The sequence below is a fragment of the Kitasatospora sp. NPDC023385 genome (genome assembly GCF_055664045.1).
The window spans coordinates 66,425-83,701 of the sequence record NZ_JBVOOL010000024.1; the positions used below are offsets into that span (position 1 = coordinate 66,425).

Genomic DNA, 17,277 nt, shown 5'->3' on the forward strand with positions numbered 1-17,277 from the left:
CGTTCCGCCGTTCCGGGGCTAGGAGTCGCCCTCGGCCCGCGGGCCCTGCGCGGCCGACGGGGCTGGCGGGGCCTGCGGGGCCCGCGTCGTGGTCGTGCCCGCTTCGGTGGGCTGCGCCGGGACGAAGGCCGCCACCTGCAGCCGGGACAGTATCTTCTCGGCCAGCCAGCTGCGGTCCGACCCGTACGGGATGCCCCGCGGGTCGACCAGCTGCGCCGTCACCGCGTCCCGCAGCCGCTGCGCCTCGGCGGCCGGCAGCCGGGAGAGCAGCCCCCGGGCGGCCAGCAGGGCGTGGTACTGCTCGAAGTCCGAGCGCGGGTGCTGGATCGCGTCGAGGACGCTCGCCAGGTCCGCCAGCGACGGGTCGCCCTGCATCAGCGCGAGCGCCTGGATGCGCCGCCCCTCGGAGCCGTCCGCGAAGAGGGCCCCCACCTGGTCGGCGGTCAGTGCCGAGCGCTTCGCGGTCGAGCGGACCTCGGCGACCACGCCCTCCGGCCCGGTCGGCGAACCGGAGGAGGGCGGCAGCTGCCCGGCCAGCGCGGCGGGGCGCTCCGTGCTGCCGCCCAGCAGTCCGAGGTGCTGCATGGCGCGGACCCGCAGGTCGTCCGCGCCCACCTTGTCCCCGTGCCGGTCGCGGTCCTGCCCGGCGAGGAAGAGGTCCAGTGCCTGGTCGGCGTCGCTCAGCACCAGCGGCAGCGCGAGCCTGGTCACCAGCCAGCCCGCCAGGAACCCGAAGACCAGGAAGTACAGCACCAGTGCCGCCGCGAACGGCACCGCGGCGTCGCCGCCGCCGAGTACGGGTGCCAGCGCCGCACCGAGTTCGTGCAGCCGTTCGCCGAGCGAGCCGAGCTGGGTCAGCCCGACGCCCAGCAGCACCTTCGTCAGCCAGTCGGAGACCTGCTCCAGGTTGGTGTTCGGCGCGTACGAGCCCTGCGGTTCGTCCGAGCCGCCGCGCACCCGCGGCACTCCGAACAGGAAGCCCAGGCCGCCGCCGAGCACGGCCGACGCTCCGGCCACCACCAGGCCGCCGCCGAGCGCCTGCCAGGTCCGCTCCCGGTCGAGCGCGAACAGCAGCAGCCCGATCAGTCCCGTTCCGGCCAGTGCTCCGGCGGCACTCCACTGCGCCGTCCCCAGCGCCGCTCCGCCGCCCAGCCGCCGTGCCTTCGCCATCGCCTACCCCCTGTGTCCGCGCCGCGCCGCTCCGCTCCGGAACCCCGCGCAGACTCTAGCGCCGGGGCCCCGTCACGGAAACGCCGCAGGCGTGCCCCCGCTACGACGCGCCCCACCTGCCCCGGCTACGACACGGGGCGTCGAGAAACGCAGACGGCCCGCGGGTTGCTCCTCCGCGCCGGCCCGTGCACTGGCCAGGCGCCGAGGCACCGGGGATGGTCCGGTGAGCCCGCGGGCCGGGTGACTGCTGTGGATTTCGCCTGCCGGGGGCCATGGGCCCCACCCTGCGCAGGCAGGGGCGGCTCTAGCGAGCAGCCACCTCACACATCCTGATGGAAATCATGTTCATAGGATGCTGCGCACTATGACCCCGTACGTGAGCCGGAACATCCGGCAGACAGAACTTGAATCCGTTCGCGCAGTGATCTACGCCCGCCAGTCGAAGCGGCGCGTTGACGAGTCGGAGACCTCCACCGAATCCCAGATCGCCCGGGGCACGGCCCTGGCCGATGGCAAGGGCTGGAAGACCGGTCGCGTCTTTCAGGACATCGGTAAGTCCGGATGGGACCCCGACACCGAACGGGTCGGGTTCGACGCCATGATGGCGGCCGTCCGCGCGGGTGAAGTAGACGTGGTGGTCGTCTTCTCGCTGGCCCGGCTGACCCGTCAGGGCGCCATGGAGGCTGCGCATCAACGACGTGTTCATGCAGCACGGCGTTCGGCTGGTCTCCGTTGAGGAGCCGTTCCTTGACACCACACACCCCATTGGGGTGGCCGTGTTCGCCCTCATTGCTGCGCTGGCTCAGCAGGAGTCGGAGCTGAAGTCTGCGCACATATCCGAGGCCAAGGCCGAGCTCAAGGCCATCGGCGGGCACGTGTCGGGCCGCCCGCCATTTGGCATGAAGACGGAGCGGGTCAAGGAAGGGAAGTTGGTCCGCTCCCAGCTCGTCCCGGACCCCGAGACGGCCCCGACCGTGCTCAAGATCGTTGATCGCGTCATGGATGGCGAGACGGTGTCAGGCATCGTGCAGAGCCTCAACGAGAAGGGCGAACCGTCTCCCGGAGCGCTGGCGCTGGCCGCTGGGCGGAAGCGGTCCGGCCGATCGCGCAGCAACATCACACCGGCTGACCCTGACTGCCCGCCCCTCTGGGACGTGGGCACCCTCAACACCTTGCTGCGCCACCCCGCGCTTGGCGGTTTTGCCGCCGAGTGGGTCACGGACCCCGACGGGAAGCGTCGCCGTAGGGAGATCATGAGGGACAAGGCCGGAGCCCCCATGGCGGCCCACAAGGGGCTCATGGAGCCGATCAAGTGGTACCAGCTCCAGGACGTTCTCAAGGGCCGCTCGCGGGCAAGTATCCGGCCCCGCAACCCAGAGAACGACCGAACGCTACTGGGCGGCTGGGGTGTTCTCCGATGTGGTATCTGCAACGCGAACATGATCTACGAAGACGGCCAGGCGCGATACACCTGCCCCCGGCCGACGAACCGTCTGAATTCCCACGGCCTCACCATCCGAGCAGAGGCAGCTGACGACGCCGTGGCCCGTTCGGTCTGGGCCCGACTCCAGAACGCGGACCTTGCGGATGAAGAGGATCGGGAGTGGCTGACCGCCGCTGCGATTCGTTTCGCACGCCAGCGGGACGTGACCGGCCTTGAAGAGGAACGCGCAGAAACTGCCGCACAGCTCGAACACGTTCAGGAGTCCATGACTCAGCTCTACACCGACCGCTCCGAGGGCTTGTACAACGGGGCTATCGGTCGGCAGGCGTTCAAGGACACCCTCACCAAGTACCAGGCACATGAGGCGGGTTGTAAGAAGAGGCTGGCTGAAATCGACGCCGAGACCACCAAGGCAATCACCATCCCGTCGTCCTGGACCGGTCTGGACGGCGACGCCGACCCGATCGGTGAAAAGAGCCTCTGGGCCAAGTGGGGAGTGGTGGAGAAGCGCGAATTCCTGAGCTTCTTCGTCACCTCCTTCAAGGTCGCCAAGTCAAAGAAGCGAGGGCGCGGCGCGAATCCGGCGGAGCGGGTGACCGCAGAGTGGGCCAAGTTGCCGACTCCGGAACCCGAGGAAGCAGCACCCGAAGCTGAGAGCGCTGAGACAGAGCACCAACTGACCCCGTAGCTTCCTGAGAGCCCCGTTCGGCCCCCACTGGCCGGACGGGGCTTTCGCATGCCCGCAGATCGTCCCTTGGGACCATGCAGCGCCCGCCGGAGGGTGCGGCCCGGCGTGGCCCCCGTGAGGGCCGTTGCGCCTGCTCTCTGCCCCTGATGGCTGATCAGCCGCTGTGAGGCTCGCCACAGTGTGTTTTGTAGGACCTCGCCAGGCCGGCGAGCAGCGCGGCCCCTGGTCTCGCTTGGCTGCTGCCTGGTACGCGCTGTGGGGGTCCTACAGGCGCAGTGCGTCGGCCGCCAGCGCGAGCGGCCCGATCCCTTAACCACTCCCCATAAATACCCATGACAGCGGAGGCAGACCAGGGCCGCCAAGGACGCGCTCTGCGACGGCAAGCCGATCCCCAAGGCCACGAACCGGGGGCCGCTGGAGAACAAGCTTGCCGAGGCCGAACGGCAGCAGATGCCGCTGTACGAACTGGCCGTCGAAGCAGTTCACGCGGTGAAGGCCGCAGCCATAGCCGTCCGCTCGGACTGGCGACAGGCCATCTGCGAGGAAGTCGAGAAGACCAGCACCGAAGCGCTGGCCACGACCGCCCGGCTTACGGCTCTCATGGATCACTCGGCAACTACGCAACGGCAGTTGAGATCATGGACGGCGACCTTGCCCAGCCGTGGGGAGGCACCGAGCGGCAGTGGCGGATCATGGCACCGCGCGGCGGGATCACATGGGACGCTGACCGGCAGGCGCTGGACCGGATCGCTTCTGACCGGCTGGAGTACTCGGCCACCTACCCCGGCGGCCTGCCCGGCCGACTGAGCCCCGACGCCGACCCGGCGGAGGAACACAACCCGATGGCCATCCCGTCGGCCCCGTTCGGCTCCCGAGGATGGTGACCGTGGGCCAGGCGTGGGAGGGCAGCGACCGGCGGGCACGTCTGCCGCGCAACTGGGCCACGCTCCGGCGCAGCGTCATGCAGCGCGCTGGCTGGCAGTGCGAATGGATGCGGGCGGACACGGGCCAGCGCTGCCCCGAGGTGGCGTCCGACTGTGACCACGTGGTCCCAGGCGACGACCACAGCCCGAGCAACCTGCAAGCGCTGTGCGGCTACCACCACGGGGTGAAGTCGGGTCGTGACGGCGGCCTCGCTGCTGCTGCCGGTCGGAAGCCCGGCGGCCAGTACTCACGGCTGCGCAAGCCACCCGAGCACCCTGGCTACGTTGCGTAGCGGGTCGGGGGTGGGGGAGGACTCCCTTGGTCTCTCTCAGGGATCGGTGCCGATAGCAGGAATCAGCCTCTCTACGGGTCTGGGAGTTCCGGCCGGGCCCGCCTGTCACCCGCTGTGACCTGGCCCAGCGCCTGAATCGCCGCCCGGCCTACCCGCGCGTGCACAGCGCGGGTGCACCTGCGCGCCCGCCCGCGCACATGTGAGGGCCGCCGAGCCCAGGAAGCCCCACAGAGCCGCCACCAGGGGCCCTGGTCGGCCCGACAGCCGGCCGAGGCCCAACGGGGTCCACCGAACCCGCCACAGCCCGCCAAGTACCCACTGTGGCAACAAGACTGGAGATGCCTATCCGAACACCTTTCGTCCACCCGCCATGCGGCCGGGAGTGGTCCGGCCAGCGCGCCGAGCACTGTCCGGCCTGTCACGAGACGTTCGCCAGCACCCGAGCAGGCGACGCCCACCGAACCGGCCTGCACAACGCCCGCAGGTGTCTACCCCCGGCCACAGCCGGACTCCGGCAGGACGCCCGGGGCCTCTGGCACCGGAAGCCCTACCCGGATCTCTGAGCACGCCCTTGCCCCCGTTCCGCCCCTCACTGGGCAGGACGGGGGCCCTTCGTCGTCTGTGGCTCTTACCCCAGATAGGCGGTCGCGCGGTGCTCTAGGAAGTGCCGAAGCCGGAGTTGCTGGGTGTGGTGCATTGGCAGGTCTCCAATGTCGTCCGGGGCTACGAACTGGAGATCGGTCGACTCGTTAGAGATCCGGAGTTCCCCGCCCGTGATGCGCGCAGTGAAGCAGATGTTGAACTGTTGGCGTACCTCGCCGTCCGAATAGGCGATCACGTGGCGAGGATCGGTGTACGTGCCGACCAGCCCGGTGATCTCGACGTCAAGACCGGTCTCCTCCCTGACCTCCCGGACGGCGGTGCCCGGCAGCGACTCGCCGAGGTCCATAGTGCCGCCCGGCAGCGCGTACAGGCCGTTGTCGGTGCGTCGTTGGAGCAGGATGCGTCCTTCGTCGTCGGTCACTACTGCGGACGCTGCCACCACCAGTCGGTTCGGCTTGGGCGCGTTGGGATCGTCGTAGAACTCGGTGCGTGCCACGTGATCAGCTCTCCTGAACCGGTAGGGCGGCGTTCCACACTGCGTCGAAACTCGCAGCATAGGTGTCGAACAGCGTGCCTGCGCCGGTCTGCCGCAGGTGCCAGACCGGGGCCCCGAAGGCATTGACTCCCCACACGTGCGCGTTCACTAGCATCTGGTCGTCTGCCCGGTACAGGCTGTTGTAGAGGGTGGTTCCGTGCGTGCGGATCTCGATGCCGGGAGTCCCGATCAGTGGCCGGTAGTGCATCAGCGCGAGGCGGCACCGGGACTCGATGCCGTGACCGAACTTCTCTTCCTCCCCGCGCTGTCTCACGTTCTCACTGTCGGGGTCGCCGAGGGCGATTCGAACAGTGCAACCGGCTGCGGCGCGCTCTCGAAGAAGATCGTTGAGCCGTGGGTAAGCCTCATGAAGGAAGACGGCAGCGTAGACCAGCACGTCAATGCATTCTGTGGCCTTCCCCATCAAGTCCACGAACAGGGACACTGGCAGGTCTGCCCGCTGCTCGTACAGCGCCACCAGTTCTGGGCTTATCGCCCGTGCGGCACGGGGCTGCCGCAGACTTGGCCACAAGGCGAACATGTCTTCTCCCAAGGCTTCGGCGGCCAGACGGGCAGTCCCTAAGCGGGGCGTCCTGTTCTGATTGGCCCACCGCTCAACCGACTTGGTGTCCACGCCGGCCTTCTCCGCGAGGGCGGAACACGTCCAACCGGCTGACGTCATAGCGCTTTTCAGTCTCTCGTTCGGCATCTCGCTTGTCTCCCCACAGGCGCCGGTCCTTTGCTAGGGACGTTCTACCGCGCGAGGGACGTTCTGAAGTGTCCTTTGCGCGAGGTTCCACCGTCCCAGGCGTCTGCCAGATCTTGGTGACATCTCGGCGGGAGGAGCGACCCATGACGGCGAAGGCGGGCGGCGCAAGGACGCTGTCCGAGCACAAGGCGGCCCGTCGCCAGGCGGTGGCGACCTTCAATCCGCTTGACGACTACGACGCCGAGGTCTCGGCCCGGGTGGGCGGGAAGGGCAACCTGCGCCAGTGGCCCTCCTGCACTTGTGGTGCGGATAGCTGCCCCGACAAGGGGGCCGAATGACGACGGCAGAGACAGCCCGTGGGGCACTCGCGCCGTGCCCCGTGGGCCGGTCGTTCGACCGCATGGCCGCTGTGTTCGCAGAGGCCCCGCCGGAGCTTCAGGACATGGACGCCTTGCGGGACATTCAGAAGCTCCGGGACCAGCACAACGCGAAGTGCGTCAAGGGGTGTGCGCCGTGAGGATGCTCCCCACGGCCCCTGAGCGGCCCACCGACGCGCCGGAGAACCCCTGTCTTGAATGCGCCTACTTCGACGGGGTCGAAGGGCAGTATCCGGCTGATACGAACCCCACGATCGCGCGGCACTTGGTTCGGTGGCGGCAGAGGCACGCCGACGACGGCGAGTGCACGAACCTGGTGGTGGACCCGGATGAGTGACCACCAGGACGGCCCGCAGGCGGTCGCACAGGACCCTCCCGGGGGCGCTGAGCCCGTGGACCCGTTCGAGTGGCTGAGGACCCACCCGTGGCCCCGTAAGCGGTCCGCCGGGCCCCGGCCCGTTCTCGGCCCAGAGGAGCACACAGAGGTGCCCCTGTCGCCGGAGGATCGGCAGCGCCGGGCGGTGCTGCTGGCCCGGGTGCGTGAGGCGAACCACCCGAGGCGCTGACGCGCCCAACAGAACTCCCGGCCCGGCCACCTGGGGAAGGAATGGCCGGGACGGGTCGCACAACCCGGCAGGCAAAAGCCAGTTGGGCCCAACGGCACGGAGGTACTGAGATGGGTAAGCGCGGCGGCGGCACGGGCGCCGGTGACGGCGGCAAGCAGCAGGACGACAGCAACAAGGGTTCCGGGCACGGCGGCGGCGGGTCCGACGAGGGCGGCAACACCTCGGACGGCCAGAGCCCGGCGGGCGGCAAGTGACCGGCGAGACGCTCAAGGAGGCGGGTCCCCAGGGGCTCGCCTCCGCGCTGGTGGCCAGCGGCGCGCTTTCCTCGGACTGGCTCCCGTCCTTCAAGGCCGTGCCCCGTGAGCTGTTCGTCCCGGATCGCATCTGGCCGGGCATCGCGGACGGCACGAAACAGAACCCCGTCGTGTACCGGTCGCAGGACCCCGAGGCGTGGCGAAGGGCGGTCTACTCGGACATCCCGCTGACCACGCAATGGGACGACGGAGAACACGAGGGCGACGGGCTGGGCACGACCCCGAGTTCGTCCAACTCCATGCCCACGATGGTGTTTTCGATGCTCCGAGACCTCGACGTGCGCCCCGGTGACACGGTGCTGGAGGTCGGGACCGGGACGGGCTGGAACGCCGGCCTGCTGGCTCACCGCCAGGGCGACGCCAACGTGGTGACCGTCGAGTACGACCCGAACGTTGCCCGTGGCGCTCGGTCTAACCTGGACCGGGCCGGACTCGACCCGACCGTGATCGAGGGAGACGGGCGGTCGGGGTGGGCCAAGGGCGCTCCCTACAGCCGGATCATCGCCACGTGCTCCCTGCTGGAGATCCCTGCCACGTGGCTGGAGCAGACGGCCCCCGGCGGGATCATCGTCGCCCCGTTCGGCACCGAGTACGGCGGAGAGCAGATCGTCCGGCTGACCGTGAACGACGACGGGACCAGCGCGCACGGCACGTTCACCCGAAGCTCGGCGTTCATGCGGCTGCGCCAGCAGCGCACCGACCGGCCGCCCTTCGAAAACTACCTACGTGGCCGGGAATGGCCCGCCGACGCCGCGAGAAGCATCACCACCCTGGCACCGCCGGACACGGGCGGGTGGTTCGAGCAGTTCGTCATCGGGGTGGCCGTGCCCGGGACGTTCTGGCGGGCGGAGCGCTACGACAACGGCGCGTACACGCTGTGGCTCTACAGCCGGGACACCCGGTCGTGGGCCTCCGCCGACTACGAGCGGGACCGCACCGAGTACGAGGTGTACCAGTCCGGCCCCCGCAACCTCTGGGACGAGGTAGAGGCCGCGTGGCGCTGGTGGGACGACCAGGGCCGCCCCGACTTCGACCGGTTCGGACTCACGGTGACCCCGGACGGCCACACGGTGTGGCTGGACCATTCGGAGAACCCGGTTCCCGTCCGAGGCTGATCCAGAACGGCCCGGCCGTCACCACGTCCCCCACAGGCGGTCGGGCCCCAACATGCCGAACCCCCGGGGCCTCGATTTGAGGGGGTCCCGGGGGCACGACAACTTCTGCGCGTTCCCGTCCGCTGGGCTACGACTAGGCCGTAACCTCAGCGGAGGCGCGCCCGAGCGAGTCAGACGCGCTTACGTGCGCAGTTGCGTAGTTACTCAATTCAGGATCACCTCCTTTCAGTGTGCCGCCACCATAGGCACCCCACCGGCCCGACGGCAACGGATTATCGGGGGCTTCTTGTCGGCGGCGCCCGCGGGCTTCCGGCGCGAAGATCGGCTGCCGGCTTCCGACTTCCGGCTGCCGACGGCCGGTACGGGTTCCTGGCAGGACCGGCCGCTCCCGTGCCCGGGGGCCCGGGGAACGCGAAAGACCCGGAGGACGGATCCTCCGGGTCTTTCGTGCTACTGAGTAGCGGGGACAGGATTTGAACCTGCGACCTCTGGGTTATGAGCCCAGCGAGCTACCGAGCTGCTCCACCCCGCGTCGGTAAACACAACAATACGTGGAAGTCGCCGAGATGGGAAATCGGTTCTTCAGCGGTCCCGCCGAGCGCCCGCCGAGTGCCCCGCCGAGTGCCCTGGTGAGCGCCCGGCGGCCCGCCGGCGGGACGGCGCCGCGTGCCGGGCCGTACGGGCCCTCGCCCACGCCGCGAAGCAGACCAGCGCGACGAAGCACGGCACCATCAGCGCCCCGTACACCACCAGGAAGCCGTGCGTGCCGAGGTCGGCGGCGGCGTTCCAGGTGCCGTGCAGGACCATCGCCAGCAGCAGCCCGGTCGGCGCAGCCAGCCGGGCGAGCCGGCGCCGCCCCGTGGTGAGGGTGATGGCGAGGCCGATCCCGGTGAGCGCGGTGAACAGCGGGTGGGCGAAGGGGGAGAGCAGGGCGCGCAGCACGAAGGTCTGCACGGTGGTGTCGAAGTCGCGCAGGCTGGGCGGGGCGCCCAGGCCGATGCTGTCCAGCCGCTGCCGCTGGTCGCTGGTGAAGGCCCGGCCCAGGTAGAGGGCGTTCTCGACGAAGGCGAAGCCGCAGGCCGTCATCCCGCCGAGGACCACCCCGGCGGCCAGCGTGCGCGCCCGGGAGCGGCGGTGCGGCGCGCCGCCGGACGGCGGGGCCGGGCACAGGTAGGGCAGCGGCCGCAGGTAGGGGCGCAGCCGGCCCGGGGCGTGCGGCCCGGCCGGGTGGCGCTGGTACGGGCGGGAGCGCCGGGGCGTGGGCGACGGCCGCAGCAGTGGCGCGCAGGGGCGTCCGGTGCGGCGGCCGTGGCAGCGCAGCCGTTGGCCGATCGGCAGCAGCAGCACCAGCAGGGCGGTGGCCTTGGCGCTCTCCTCGATCACCGGGGTGGCGATCCCGGCGCCGAGCAGCCGGACCAGCGGGTCCTGGTGCCGGGTCAGGTAGCTGGCCGTCCAGTTGTTGGCGAGGATGGCGACGGTGGTGGCGGCGCAGGCGCCCCAGCCGAGGCAGAACAGGGTGTGCCGCAGCGGCACCCGGGCGGTGAGGTTGAGCCAGGCGAGGCCGCCGAGCACGAACGGGAGCGGCACCATCGCCAGCCCCAGGCCGACCAGCAGCCCGACGGTGCCGGTCTGCCGCTGGACCAAGTGCAGGATCAGCACCCCGCACGCGACCAGGGGCAGCACGGCGGTCGCGGTGACCGAGGAGAGCGCCACCGAGCGGCTGCGGCCGGGCACCGATCCGGACGCGGACGGTACGGAGGGCGAGGCGGTCCCGGTGCTCGCGGCCGGCGGTGCGGCGCCGCCCGGCCGGGGCAGCAGGCGCCGGGTCCGGCGCCTCCGGGGCCCCGGGATGGTCCGGGTGTCGCCGGTGCGCGGGACCGTCTCAGGTGGTGCGTCGGCGGCGGCCGGAACGGTGGCCCGAGCGGTCGGCCGGGACTCGCCGCCGGACGGGCTGCCCATGCGGCACAGGGTAGGACACGGCGGCCGCCCGCCGGGGGGACTCCGGCCGAATCGTCCGGCCGGGGTCCGCCCCCGCGGGCGGCGCGGGGCCGCCCGTTCGAAGGGCGGCCGGTGGGTCAGCGGCGGCGGAACAGCAGGTCGTGGACCACGTGGCCCTTGGCGATGCCGGCCCGTTCGAACTTGGTGACCGGCCGCCAGTCCGGTCGCGGCGCGTAGCCGGGGATGCTGCCGTCCGGGTGGTCGGCGGGCTCCAGCCAGCCGGTCCCGTCGCCCTCGGGGTGCAGGTTCTCCAGCTCCGGCGAGGCGGACAGCACGGCCAGCATCTGCTCCGCGTACGGCTCCCAGTCGGTGGCGCAGTGCACCAGGGCGCCGGGGGCGAGCCGGGGCAGCACCAGGTCGAGGAAGGCGGCCTGGACCAGCCGGCGCTTGTGGTGCTTGGGCTTGGGCCACGGGTCGGCGAAGAAGACCCGCAGTCCGGCCAGCGAGGCGTCCGGGAGCATGTCGCGCAGCAGGATCACCGCGTCACCGGCGGCCAGCCGGACGTTCTCGGAGCCGTCGCGCTCCAGCATGCCGAGCAGGTTGCCGTGGCCGGGGGTGTGCACGTCGGCGGCGAGGATGCCGGTGGCCGGGTCGGCGGCGGCCATCGCGGCGGTGGTCTCGCCCATGCCGAAGCCGATCTCCAGGGTCACCGGCAGCTCGCCGAACAGCACCGGCAGGTCGAGCGGGCTGCCGTCGATCGGTATGCCGTACTTCTCCCAGCCGCGGTCCAGGGCGCTCGCCTGGGCGTTGGTCATCCGCCCCCGGCGCGGCTGGAAGCTGCGGATGCGACGCTCGCGGTGCTGGGCCTCGGTGGCCTTGTGCGGGTACATCGGCGCGGGGTAGGCAGCCGGCGCGGCGGACATCCGGGCGGACGGCGAGGGCTGGGGGCTGGGGGCGGTGGCAGTCACAGTTCACCGAGTCTACGGGGCTGCCGGGGGCCTTCCGCAGGGCCTGTGACCGGGCTCATCCCGGGCCCATCCCCGGGTTCCGCCGGCTGCGGCCCGGCCGGCGCCTCGCCGGTCATCCGACGCTTCGTCCGTACCGTCCGGCGGCTCATCCGCCCGCCTCCAGCGCGGCCAGGGTCCGGCGGGCGACCTCCCGGCCGATCGGCAGCGAGGCCGTCGCGGCGGGGGAGGGGGCGTTCAGCACGTGCACCGCGCGGCGCGGGGAGCGGGGGTCGGCCGGGTCGAAGCCGGCGAAGGCGAAGTCGTCCAGCAGCGAGCCGTCCCGGGCCACCGCCTGGGCCCGCACCCCGGCGGTGGCGGGTACCAGGTCCTCCGCGCGGACGGCGGGCAGCAGCCTTCCGACGGCCGTGGTGAACGCCCGCTTGGACAGCGAGCGGTGCAGCTCGCCCAGCTCGTGGCGCCAGTGCCGCCGGGCGATCCGCCAGGTGCCGGGGAAGGCCAGGGTGTCGGCGAGGTCGCGCGGGCGGACGGTGCGCCAGTCGTACCCCTCGCGGGCGAGTGCGGGCACCGCGTTCGGGCCGACGTGGACGTCCCCGTGGATGCCCCGGGTGAGGTGCACGCCGAGGAAGGGGAAGGCCGGGTCGGGCACCGGGTAGACCAGGCCGCGCACCAGGCCCCGGCGCGGCTCGGCGAGTTCGTAGTACTCGCCGCGGAACGGCACGATGCGCACGCCGGTGTCGTCCCCGGCCAGCCGGGCGATCCGGTCGCTGTGCAGCCCGGCGCAGTTCACCAGCACCCGGCAGCGCAGCTCGCCGGCGGCGGTGCCCACCGTCACGCCGTCCTGCCGCCTCGCCACCGTCCGGACCTCGCTGCCGGTCCGCAGTTCGGCGCCGGCCTCCCGGGCCAGCCGGGCGTAGGCGGTGGCGACGGCCGGGAAGTCGCAGATGCCGGTGGTGCCCACGTGCAGCCCGGCCAGGCCGGCCACCTCCGGCTCGTACCGGGCGATCCCGGCCCGGTCCAGCTCGGTGACCGGGATGCCGTTCGCCCGCCCCCGCTCGGCCAGCGCCGCGAGGCGCGGCAGTTCGGCGGCGTCGGTGGCCACGATCAGCTTGCCGGTCACCTCGTACGGGATGCCGTGCTCGCGGCAGAACGCCACCAGCTCGGCGGCGCCCGCGACGGCGTACCGGGCCTTGTACGAGCCGGGGCGGTAGTAGACGCCGCTGTGGATCACCCCGCTGTTGCGCCCGGTCTGGTGGGCCGCGAACCCGGGCTCCTTCTCCAGCACCGCGAGCCGCAGCCCCGGCCGCTCCCGGGTCAGCGCGTACGCCGTGGCCAACCCGACGATCCCGCCGCCCACCACCAGTACGTCGACCTCGTCCGCCACCGTCCGCTCCTCGCCTCGCCCGGTCCGCCCCCACCGCCGCCGATGCTGCCACGGCGGCAGGGACGGGTCGAGGGCGCGACGAGCCCGCGCCGGAACGGCGGGCGGCCGGGAAGGGACCACCCCCGTGGATCCCTTCCCGGCCGCCCGCCGCCTCGCCCGGATCGGTGACGCCGGGACGGCCGACGGCCGCGCCGACCGGCCTCCCGTTCGCTCCGCTACTCCTCCCAGGGCCAGTGGGCGTTCGCCCCGGCCTCCAGGAGGGGGATCAGGCGGAAGGCCGCGTCGCTCAGGCCGCCGAAGGTGTGGCGGTGGGCGCCGCCGCTGGGGCCCTGGGCCGGGGCGTAGCCGGCCAGGTTCCAGGTGTAGACGGGGATGTGGGCGGGGACGGCGGCGAGCGGGTCGCCGCCCCGGTGGCCCGGGCCGGTCTGCTCGTCGGTGACGATCACGACCCGGTCGTGGCCGCGGTAGTGGGCGCGGACGGCGTCGGCGGTGTTGGTGCCGCCGAGGCTGGAGAAACGATCCAGCACCCGCAGGACCGCCTCGCCCCGGCCGACCGCGACCACCCGGCTGGTGGTGCCGAACTCGACCAGGTCCGCGTCGGCGGCGCGCACCTTCAGCGCGGTGCCGAAGATCGCCGCCGAGTCGGCCCGGTTGAGCTCGGTCGGGCCGTCGGAGCGGCCGAACATCGAGCCGGAGCGGTCCACCAGGACCAGCGTGCGGCCGGGCAGTTCGGGCACGTTGGCCAGCGAGTGGCCGAGCGCGGTCTCCAGCGCGTGCCCCCAGCGCAGCGAGGGCGCGTGCCGGTGCGCGGACAGGTAGCGGAACGGGAACTGGCGCGAGCGCCGTACCTCGTCCTTGTCGGCGATCCGCCGGGCCACCCCGGCCGCGACCCGGTCCGACACTCGGGCCTTGTCGAAGTTGCGCAGGTTCCGCACCAGCGCCATCGGCCCCATCGACGGGATGACCGCCTCCCAGACCGGCGCGTCCAGCGGCCCCTGCAGCCAGCCCGCCAGCGCCTCCCAGGTCAGCCCGGCGGCGGCCAGCCGCGCGGCGCCGTCCTCGGCGGTGACGGCGGCGCGGCGCTCCTCGACGGGCAGCGCGAGCAGTGCGCGGTTGGCGGTCAGCAGCCGGTCGCCGACGGGCGGGACGGCCTCGTCGGGCCGGTGCCGGCGGTCCAGCGCGTACCCGAACAGCGGGCCCTGCCAGGGCTTGTCCGGATCCGGCGAGGGGTGGGTCAGCTCGATGACGTCGCCGAAGCGGTAGTCCTTGCCCGCGGTGTCGTACTTGAGCAGCGCACGGGCGTCGTAGAGGCGGCGGACGGCGTCCGCGACGCCGCGCTTGAGCGGCTTGGGCAGCGCCCGGCCGTAGCGCGAGGTCCAGTACGCGAGCAGCTCGCCGGGCTCGTCGGCGCGCCGCAGCACCGCCGCGACGACCTGCCGGGAGTACCCGTGGGCGCCCGCGTCCAGCCGGGCGCGGGTGAACTCGGCGGCGCCGACCAGCGCGGCGGTGCGCAGCTGGGCGCCGTAGCGCAGCCAGCGCAGCAGTCCGAGGGTCCACTCGGGTTCGGCGACGGCGAGTTCGCGGACGAGCGCGGTGAAGCGGTCGTCGCGGTCGCCGCCGCGCTCGTAGTAGGTGTCCTTGCCGACCATGTTGGCCACCGCGAGCAGGAAGAGCTCGGACTTGCGGTCCCGGACGTGGCCGACGCCGCCGTTGTGGTTGCGGGTGAGCTGCCCGGTCGTGGCCACCGGCGAACTCGGACCCGCCTTGGTCTTGCGGATGTTGAACCTGGACATGGAACAGCCCCCCTCGGCGTGCTGGTGTCAGTGGGAGGGAGGCATGCTGCGGCCAGGGGTGCCCGAGATCGTGCCGGCCGTGGGACGGCCGACGTCGGCGGAGGTATGTATGCCTTGTGCTCTACCACTTGAGCTAGCGGCCGCGCTCGCGCACGGCACGCCCGGGACTCGAACCCGGAACCGCAAGATCCGAAGTAACCCCCGCCTGCGCACCGGGCACTCCGAAGCGCAGAGCCTCCCGAGATCAATGTGGCGGCGGTGTTTCGCGGGCTCGAACCGCTACGCCGGAGAACCGGCGTCTACCAGAAGTAACCGCTGCCGTCGCACCGGGAGGTGCGGAAAAACTATTCACGTGTGGGTGTCCAGAGATCGAAGGCGGCTGAGGTGACGAAGCTGCTCTACCGGACTGAGCTACACCGGCACGGGAGTACCGGCGGCGGGATTCGAACCCGCGACATGCCCATTAGGAGTGGAAGTAACCTCTGCCTGCGCACCTGGACAGGAGAGACCTTAGCCAGGCCGATCTCGCGGGTGCACCTCATTTACCGTCAGGTCGTGCCGGCCCCGCCCTCACACCGGGGCGACGATCACCGCCCGCGCCCGCTCCGCCAACTCCCGCACCCGGCGCTCCCCCTGGAACGGTTCCAGGCGGCGCAGCATCTCCACCACGTACTCCCGGCTGCGCTGCGAGGAGATCCGGCCGGCCACCTCGACGGCGCGCTCGCCGGCGGCGACCGCAGCGTCCAGGTTGCCCGCCTCGGCCTCGGCCATCGCCGAGACCACCAGCCGCAGGCCGTGCGAGCGGACGTAGCCCTCGGTGGGCGTGGCCAGCGCCTCGCGGGTGAACTGCCGGACCTTGGCGGGCACTCCGAGGTCGCGGAAGCACTCGGCGGCGTCGGCGGCGAGCCGGTCGTAGGCGTAGAAGTCGATCCACGCCGGATCGGGATCCCCGGCGCGCGCTCGCTCGAGCGCGCTCTCCGCCGCCCCGAGCGCTGTCGCGCACGCCGCCGCGTTGCGGGCCTTCGCCTGGGCCCGTGCCTCCACCAGGTGGAAGAAGCTCATGGTGCGGGCGGTGGCCAGGCCCCGGTTGCGTTCCAGGGCGGCCTGCGCGAGGTCGACGGCTTCCTCGGCGAAGCCCCGGTAGCCGGCCTGCAGGCTCATCGAGGCCAGGACGTAACCGCCGAGCGGGACGTCGGCGGCGGCCCGGGCGAGCCGCAGGGCCTGGATGTAGTAGCGCTGGGCGGCCTCGTGCTGGCCGGTGTCGAAGGCCATCCACCCGGCCAGCCGGGTCAGTTCGGCGGTCGCGCCGAACAGCGCGCGGCCCACCGTGTCGCTGTACGAGGCCAGCAGCAGCGGGGCCGCCTCCACCCGCAGGCACTCCGGCACCATCGAGGAACGCCAGTCCCCGCCGCCGTACTTGGAGTCCCAGCGGCGGGCCTCCTGGGCGGCCTCGCGGAGCTTGGCGGCGTCCGAGTGGCCGACCCGGTAGGAGGACGTGTCGCTGGGGGAGCGCGGCACCTCGCGGGCCACCGAGCCGTCCGCCGGGGTGATCAGCCAGCGGGAGACGGGCGTCGCGTAGGCGGCGACCGAGAAGGTGCCGGCCAGGCTGTCGCTCCACCGGCCGCCGCCGGGGCCCCGGCGCAGGTCGAGGTCGACCCGCCACAGGTCGGTGGCGGAGCGGACGGCCTCGGCGACGTCGCGCGGGAAGGCCAAGCCGAGTTCGGGCGCCGGGTCGGTGTCGCCCAGGCCGATCTCCTCCAGCGGGACGGGCCGGCCGAGCTTGCCGCCGATCGCGGTGGCGATCAGGTGCGGGACGGGCCCCTGCGGGACCATGCCCTTGCTGACCCAGCGGGCCACCGAGGTCTTGTCGTACCGCAGGGTCAGCCCGCGCTGGGCGCCGAGATCGTTGACCCGGCGGGCCAGTCCGGCGTTGCTGATCTGGGCGAGGGTCAGGAGCGTGCCGAGCCGTTCGTTCGGTCCTCGTGGGCTGACGGTCATGGTGGCGGCGGCACCTCCTGCGGCCTTGTGCGCGGGGCCCGGGCGGCACCGGGCCGTAGCTGCTGTACCTAGAGTAGTCGGACGCGTTCCGACGGTTAAGAGGTCGCATTCCGGATGGCGGGATCGCGCACTCGCAGCCGCCGCACGGGCGTTGGTCCGGACCGCTCGGATCCGGCCGATCGCGTCGCGCGCCGGAGCGTCGTGCTCCGGTCCCGTGTTCACGTGCGCCCGGCCGTGCCCCCTGGCCCGACCGGCTGGTCGGCGATTCGCTGGTGGTCGTGGGTCGGCCCGCCGTCGAGGACCCGGCGGGCCGGGGGATGCCGCCGCCTCAATCCCCGCGGGCGGCGGTGAAGTCCGGGAGGGCATGCGGATGCCCTCCCGGGCCGGGCGACGCCTTTCGGCCATCTCGCGATGCCCATGCCAAAGGCGGCCCGCGGGCGGTCCGGGCCACGGAGGGGGAGG

General features: G+C 72.2%; 15 protein-coding genes and 2 tRNA genes. 7 read left to right on the top strand and 10 right to left on the bottom strand.

Annotation, left to right across the window (positions count from 1 at the left end; genetic code table 11):
* Positions 1 to 18: 18 nt before the first annotated feature.
* On the bottom strand, positions 19 to 1,170 hold the full coding sequence (locus AC0B61_RS29360; RefSeq protein ID WP_471744273.1) for a hypothetical protein: 1,152 nt from the start codon (positions 1,168 to 1,170) through the stop codon (positions 19 to 21).
* Positions 1,171 to 1,546: 376 nt separating this feature from the next.
* On the opposite strand from AC0B61_RS29360, the gene AC0B61_RS29365 reads away from it, so the two are divergent.
* The 4 genes from AC0B61_RS29365 to AC0B61_RS29380 all read left to right on the top strand — a co-directional run bounded on the left by AC0B61_RS29365 (position 1,547) and on the right by AC0B61_RS29380 (position 5,081).
* Positions 1,547 to 1,906 carry a recombinase family protein gene (locus tag AC0B61_RS29365; protein WP_471744274.1) on the top strand — a complete coding sequence of 120 codons (360 nt, stop codon included), beginning with the start codon at positions 1,547 to 1,549 and terminating at the stop codon, positions 1,904 to 1,906.
* Positions 1,875 to 3,302 carry a recombinase family protein gene (locus AC0B61_RS29370; protein WP_471744309.1) on the top strand — a complete coding sequence of 476 codons (1,428 nt, stop codon included), beginning with the start codon at positions 1,875 to 1,877 and terminating at the stop codon, positions 3,300 to 3,302. The genes AC0B61_RS29365 and AC0B61_RS29370 overlap by 32 nt, the downstream gene beginning before the upstream one ends.
* 638 nt (positions 3,303 to 3,940) lie before the next feature.
* Positions 3,941 to 4,186, top strand: coding sequence for a hypothetical protein (locus AC0B61_RS29375; protein ID WP_471744275.1), 246 nt, complete (start codon positions 3,941 to 3,943; stop codon positions 4,184 to 4,186).
* A gap of 670 nt (positions 4,187 to 4,856) precedes the next feature.
* The gene (locus tag AC0B61_RS29380) at positions 4,857 to 5,081 is read left to right on the top strand and encodes an FDXHR family putative zinc-binding protein (RefSeq protein WP_471744277.1); all 225 of its coding nucleotides are present in this window, start codon (positions 4,857 to 4,859) and stop codon (positions 5,079 to 5,081) included.
* Positions 5,082 to 5,146: 65 nt separating this feature from the next.
* On the opposite strand, the gene AC0B61_RS29385 is transcribed toward AC0B61_RS29380, so the two are convergent.
* Together AC0B61_RS29385 and AC0B61_RS29390 are read right to left on the bottom strand one after the other, a co-directional pair.
* Positions 5,147 to 5,617, bottom strand: coding sequence for an NUDIX domain-containing protein (locus tag AC0B61_RS29385; RefSeq protein ID WP_471744279.1), 471 nt, complete (start codon positions 5,615 to 5,617; stop codon positions 5,147 to 5,149).
* Between the two features lie 4 nt (positions 5,618 to 5,621).
* On the bottom strand, positions 5,622 to 6,365 hold the full coding sequence (locus tag AC0B61_RS29390; protein WP_471744281.1) for a helix-turn-helix domain-containing protein: 744 nt from the start codon (positions 6,363 to 6,365) through the stop codon (positions 5,622 to 5,624).
* Positions 6,366 to 6,508: 143 nt separating this feature from the next.
* Here AC0B61_RS29390 and AC0B61_RS29395 point away from each other — a divergent pair, with 143 nt between their 5' ends.
* The 3 genes from AC0B61_RS29395 (at position 6,509) to AC0B61_RS29405 (ending at position 8,737) form a co-directional block, all read left to right on the top strand.
* Positions 6,509 to 6,703, top strand: a complete 195-nt coding sequence (locus AC0B61_RS29395; protein ID WP_471744282.1) for a hypothetical protein — start codon at positions 6,509 to 6,511, stop codon at positions 6,701 to 6,703.
* A 715-nt stretch (positions 6,704 to 7,418) separates the two neighbouring features.
* Positions 7,419 to 7,562 carry a hypothetical protein gene (locus AC0B61_RS29400; protein WP_014137398.1) on the top strand — a complete coding sequence of 48 codons (144 nt, stop codon included), beginning with the start codon at positions 7,419 to 7,421 and terminating at the stop codon, positions 7,560 to 7,562.
* Positions 7,559 to 8,737: a methyltransferase domain-containing protein gene (locus AC0B61_RS29405; RefSeq protein ID WP_471744284.1), complete on the top strand. Its 1,179-nt coding sequence runs from the start codon at positions 7,559 to 7,561 to the stop codon at positions 8,735 to 8,737. The genes AC0B61_RS29400 and AC0B61_RS29405 overlap by 4 nt, the downstream gene beginning before the upstream one ends.
* A 458-nt stretch (positions 8,738 to 9,195) precedes the next feature.
* On the opposite strand, the gene AC0B61_RS29410 is transcribed toward AC0B61_RS29405, so the two are convergent.
* From AC0B61_RS29410 to AC0B61_RS29440, 7 genes are all read right to left on the bottom strand, one after another.
* A tRNA-Met gene (locus AC0B61_RS29410) sits at positions 9,196 to 9,269 on the bottom strand.
* 50 nt (positions 9,270 to 9,319) lie between these two features.
* On the bottom strand, positions 9,320 to 10,696 hold the full coding sequence (locus AC0B61_RS29415) for a PrsW family intramembrane metalloprotease (RefSeq protein ID WP_471744286.1): 1,377 nt from the start codon (positions 10,694 to 10,696) through the stop codon (positions 9,320 to 9,322).
* Positions 10,697 to 10,812: 116 nt separating this feature from the next.
* Positions 10,813 to 11,598, bottom strand: a complete 786-nt coding sequence (gene trmB, locus AC0B61_RS29420; RefSeq protein ID WP_471744311.1) for a tRNA (guanosine(46)-N7)-methyltransferase TrmB — start codon at positions 11,596 to 11,598, stop codon at positions 10,813 to 10,815.
* A gap of 190 nt (positions 11,599 to 11,788) precedes the next feature.
* Entirely contained in the window at positions 11,789 to 13,024 is a 1,236-nt protein-coding gene (gene lhgO / locus AC0B61_RS29425; RefSeq protein ID WP_471744288.1) for an L-2-hydroxyglutarate oxidase, read from the bottom strand.
* Positions 13,025 to 13,239: 215 nt separating this feature from the next.
* Positions 13,240 to 14,817 (bottom strand): TROVE domain-containing protein, encoded by a 1,578-nt coding sequence (locus AC0B61_RS29430; RefSeq protein WP_471744290.1) that lies wholly within the window; start codon positions 14,815 to 14,817, stop codon positions 13,240 to 13,242.
* A gap of 428 nt (positions 14,818 to 15,245) precedes the next feature.
* A tRNA-Ser gene (locus AC0B61_RS29435) sits at positions 15,246 to 15,307 on the bottom strand.
* Positions 15,308 to 15,387: 80 nt separating this feature from the next.
* Positions 15,388 to 16,815, bottom strand: coding sequence for an MFS transporter (locus tag AC0B61_RS29440; protein WP_471744291.1), 1,428 nt, complete (start codon positions 16,813 to 16,815; stop codon positions 15,388 to 15,390).
* Positions 16,816 to 17,277: the final 462 nt, after the last annotated feature.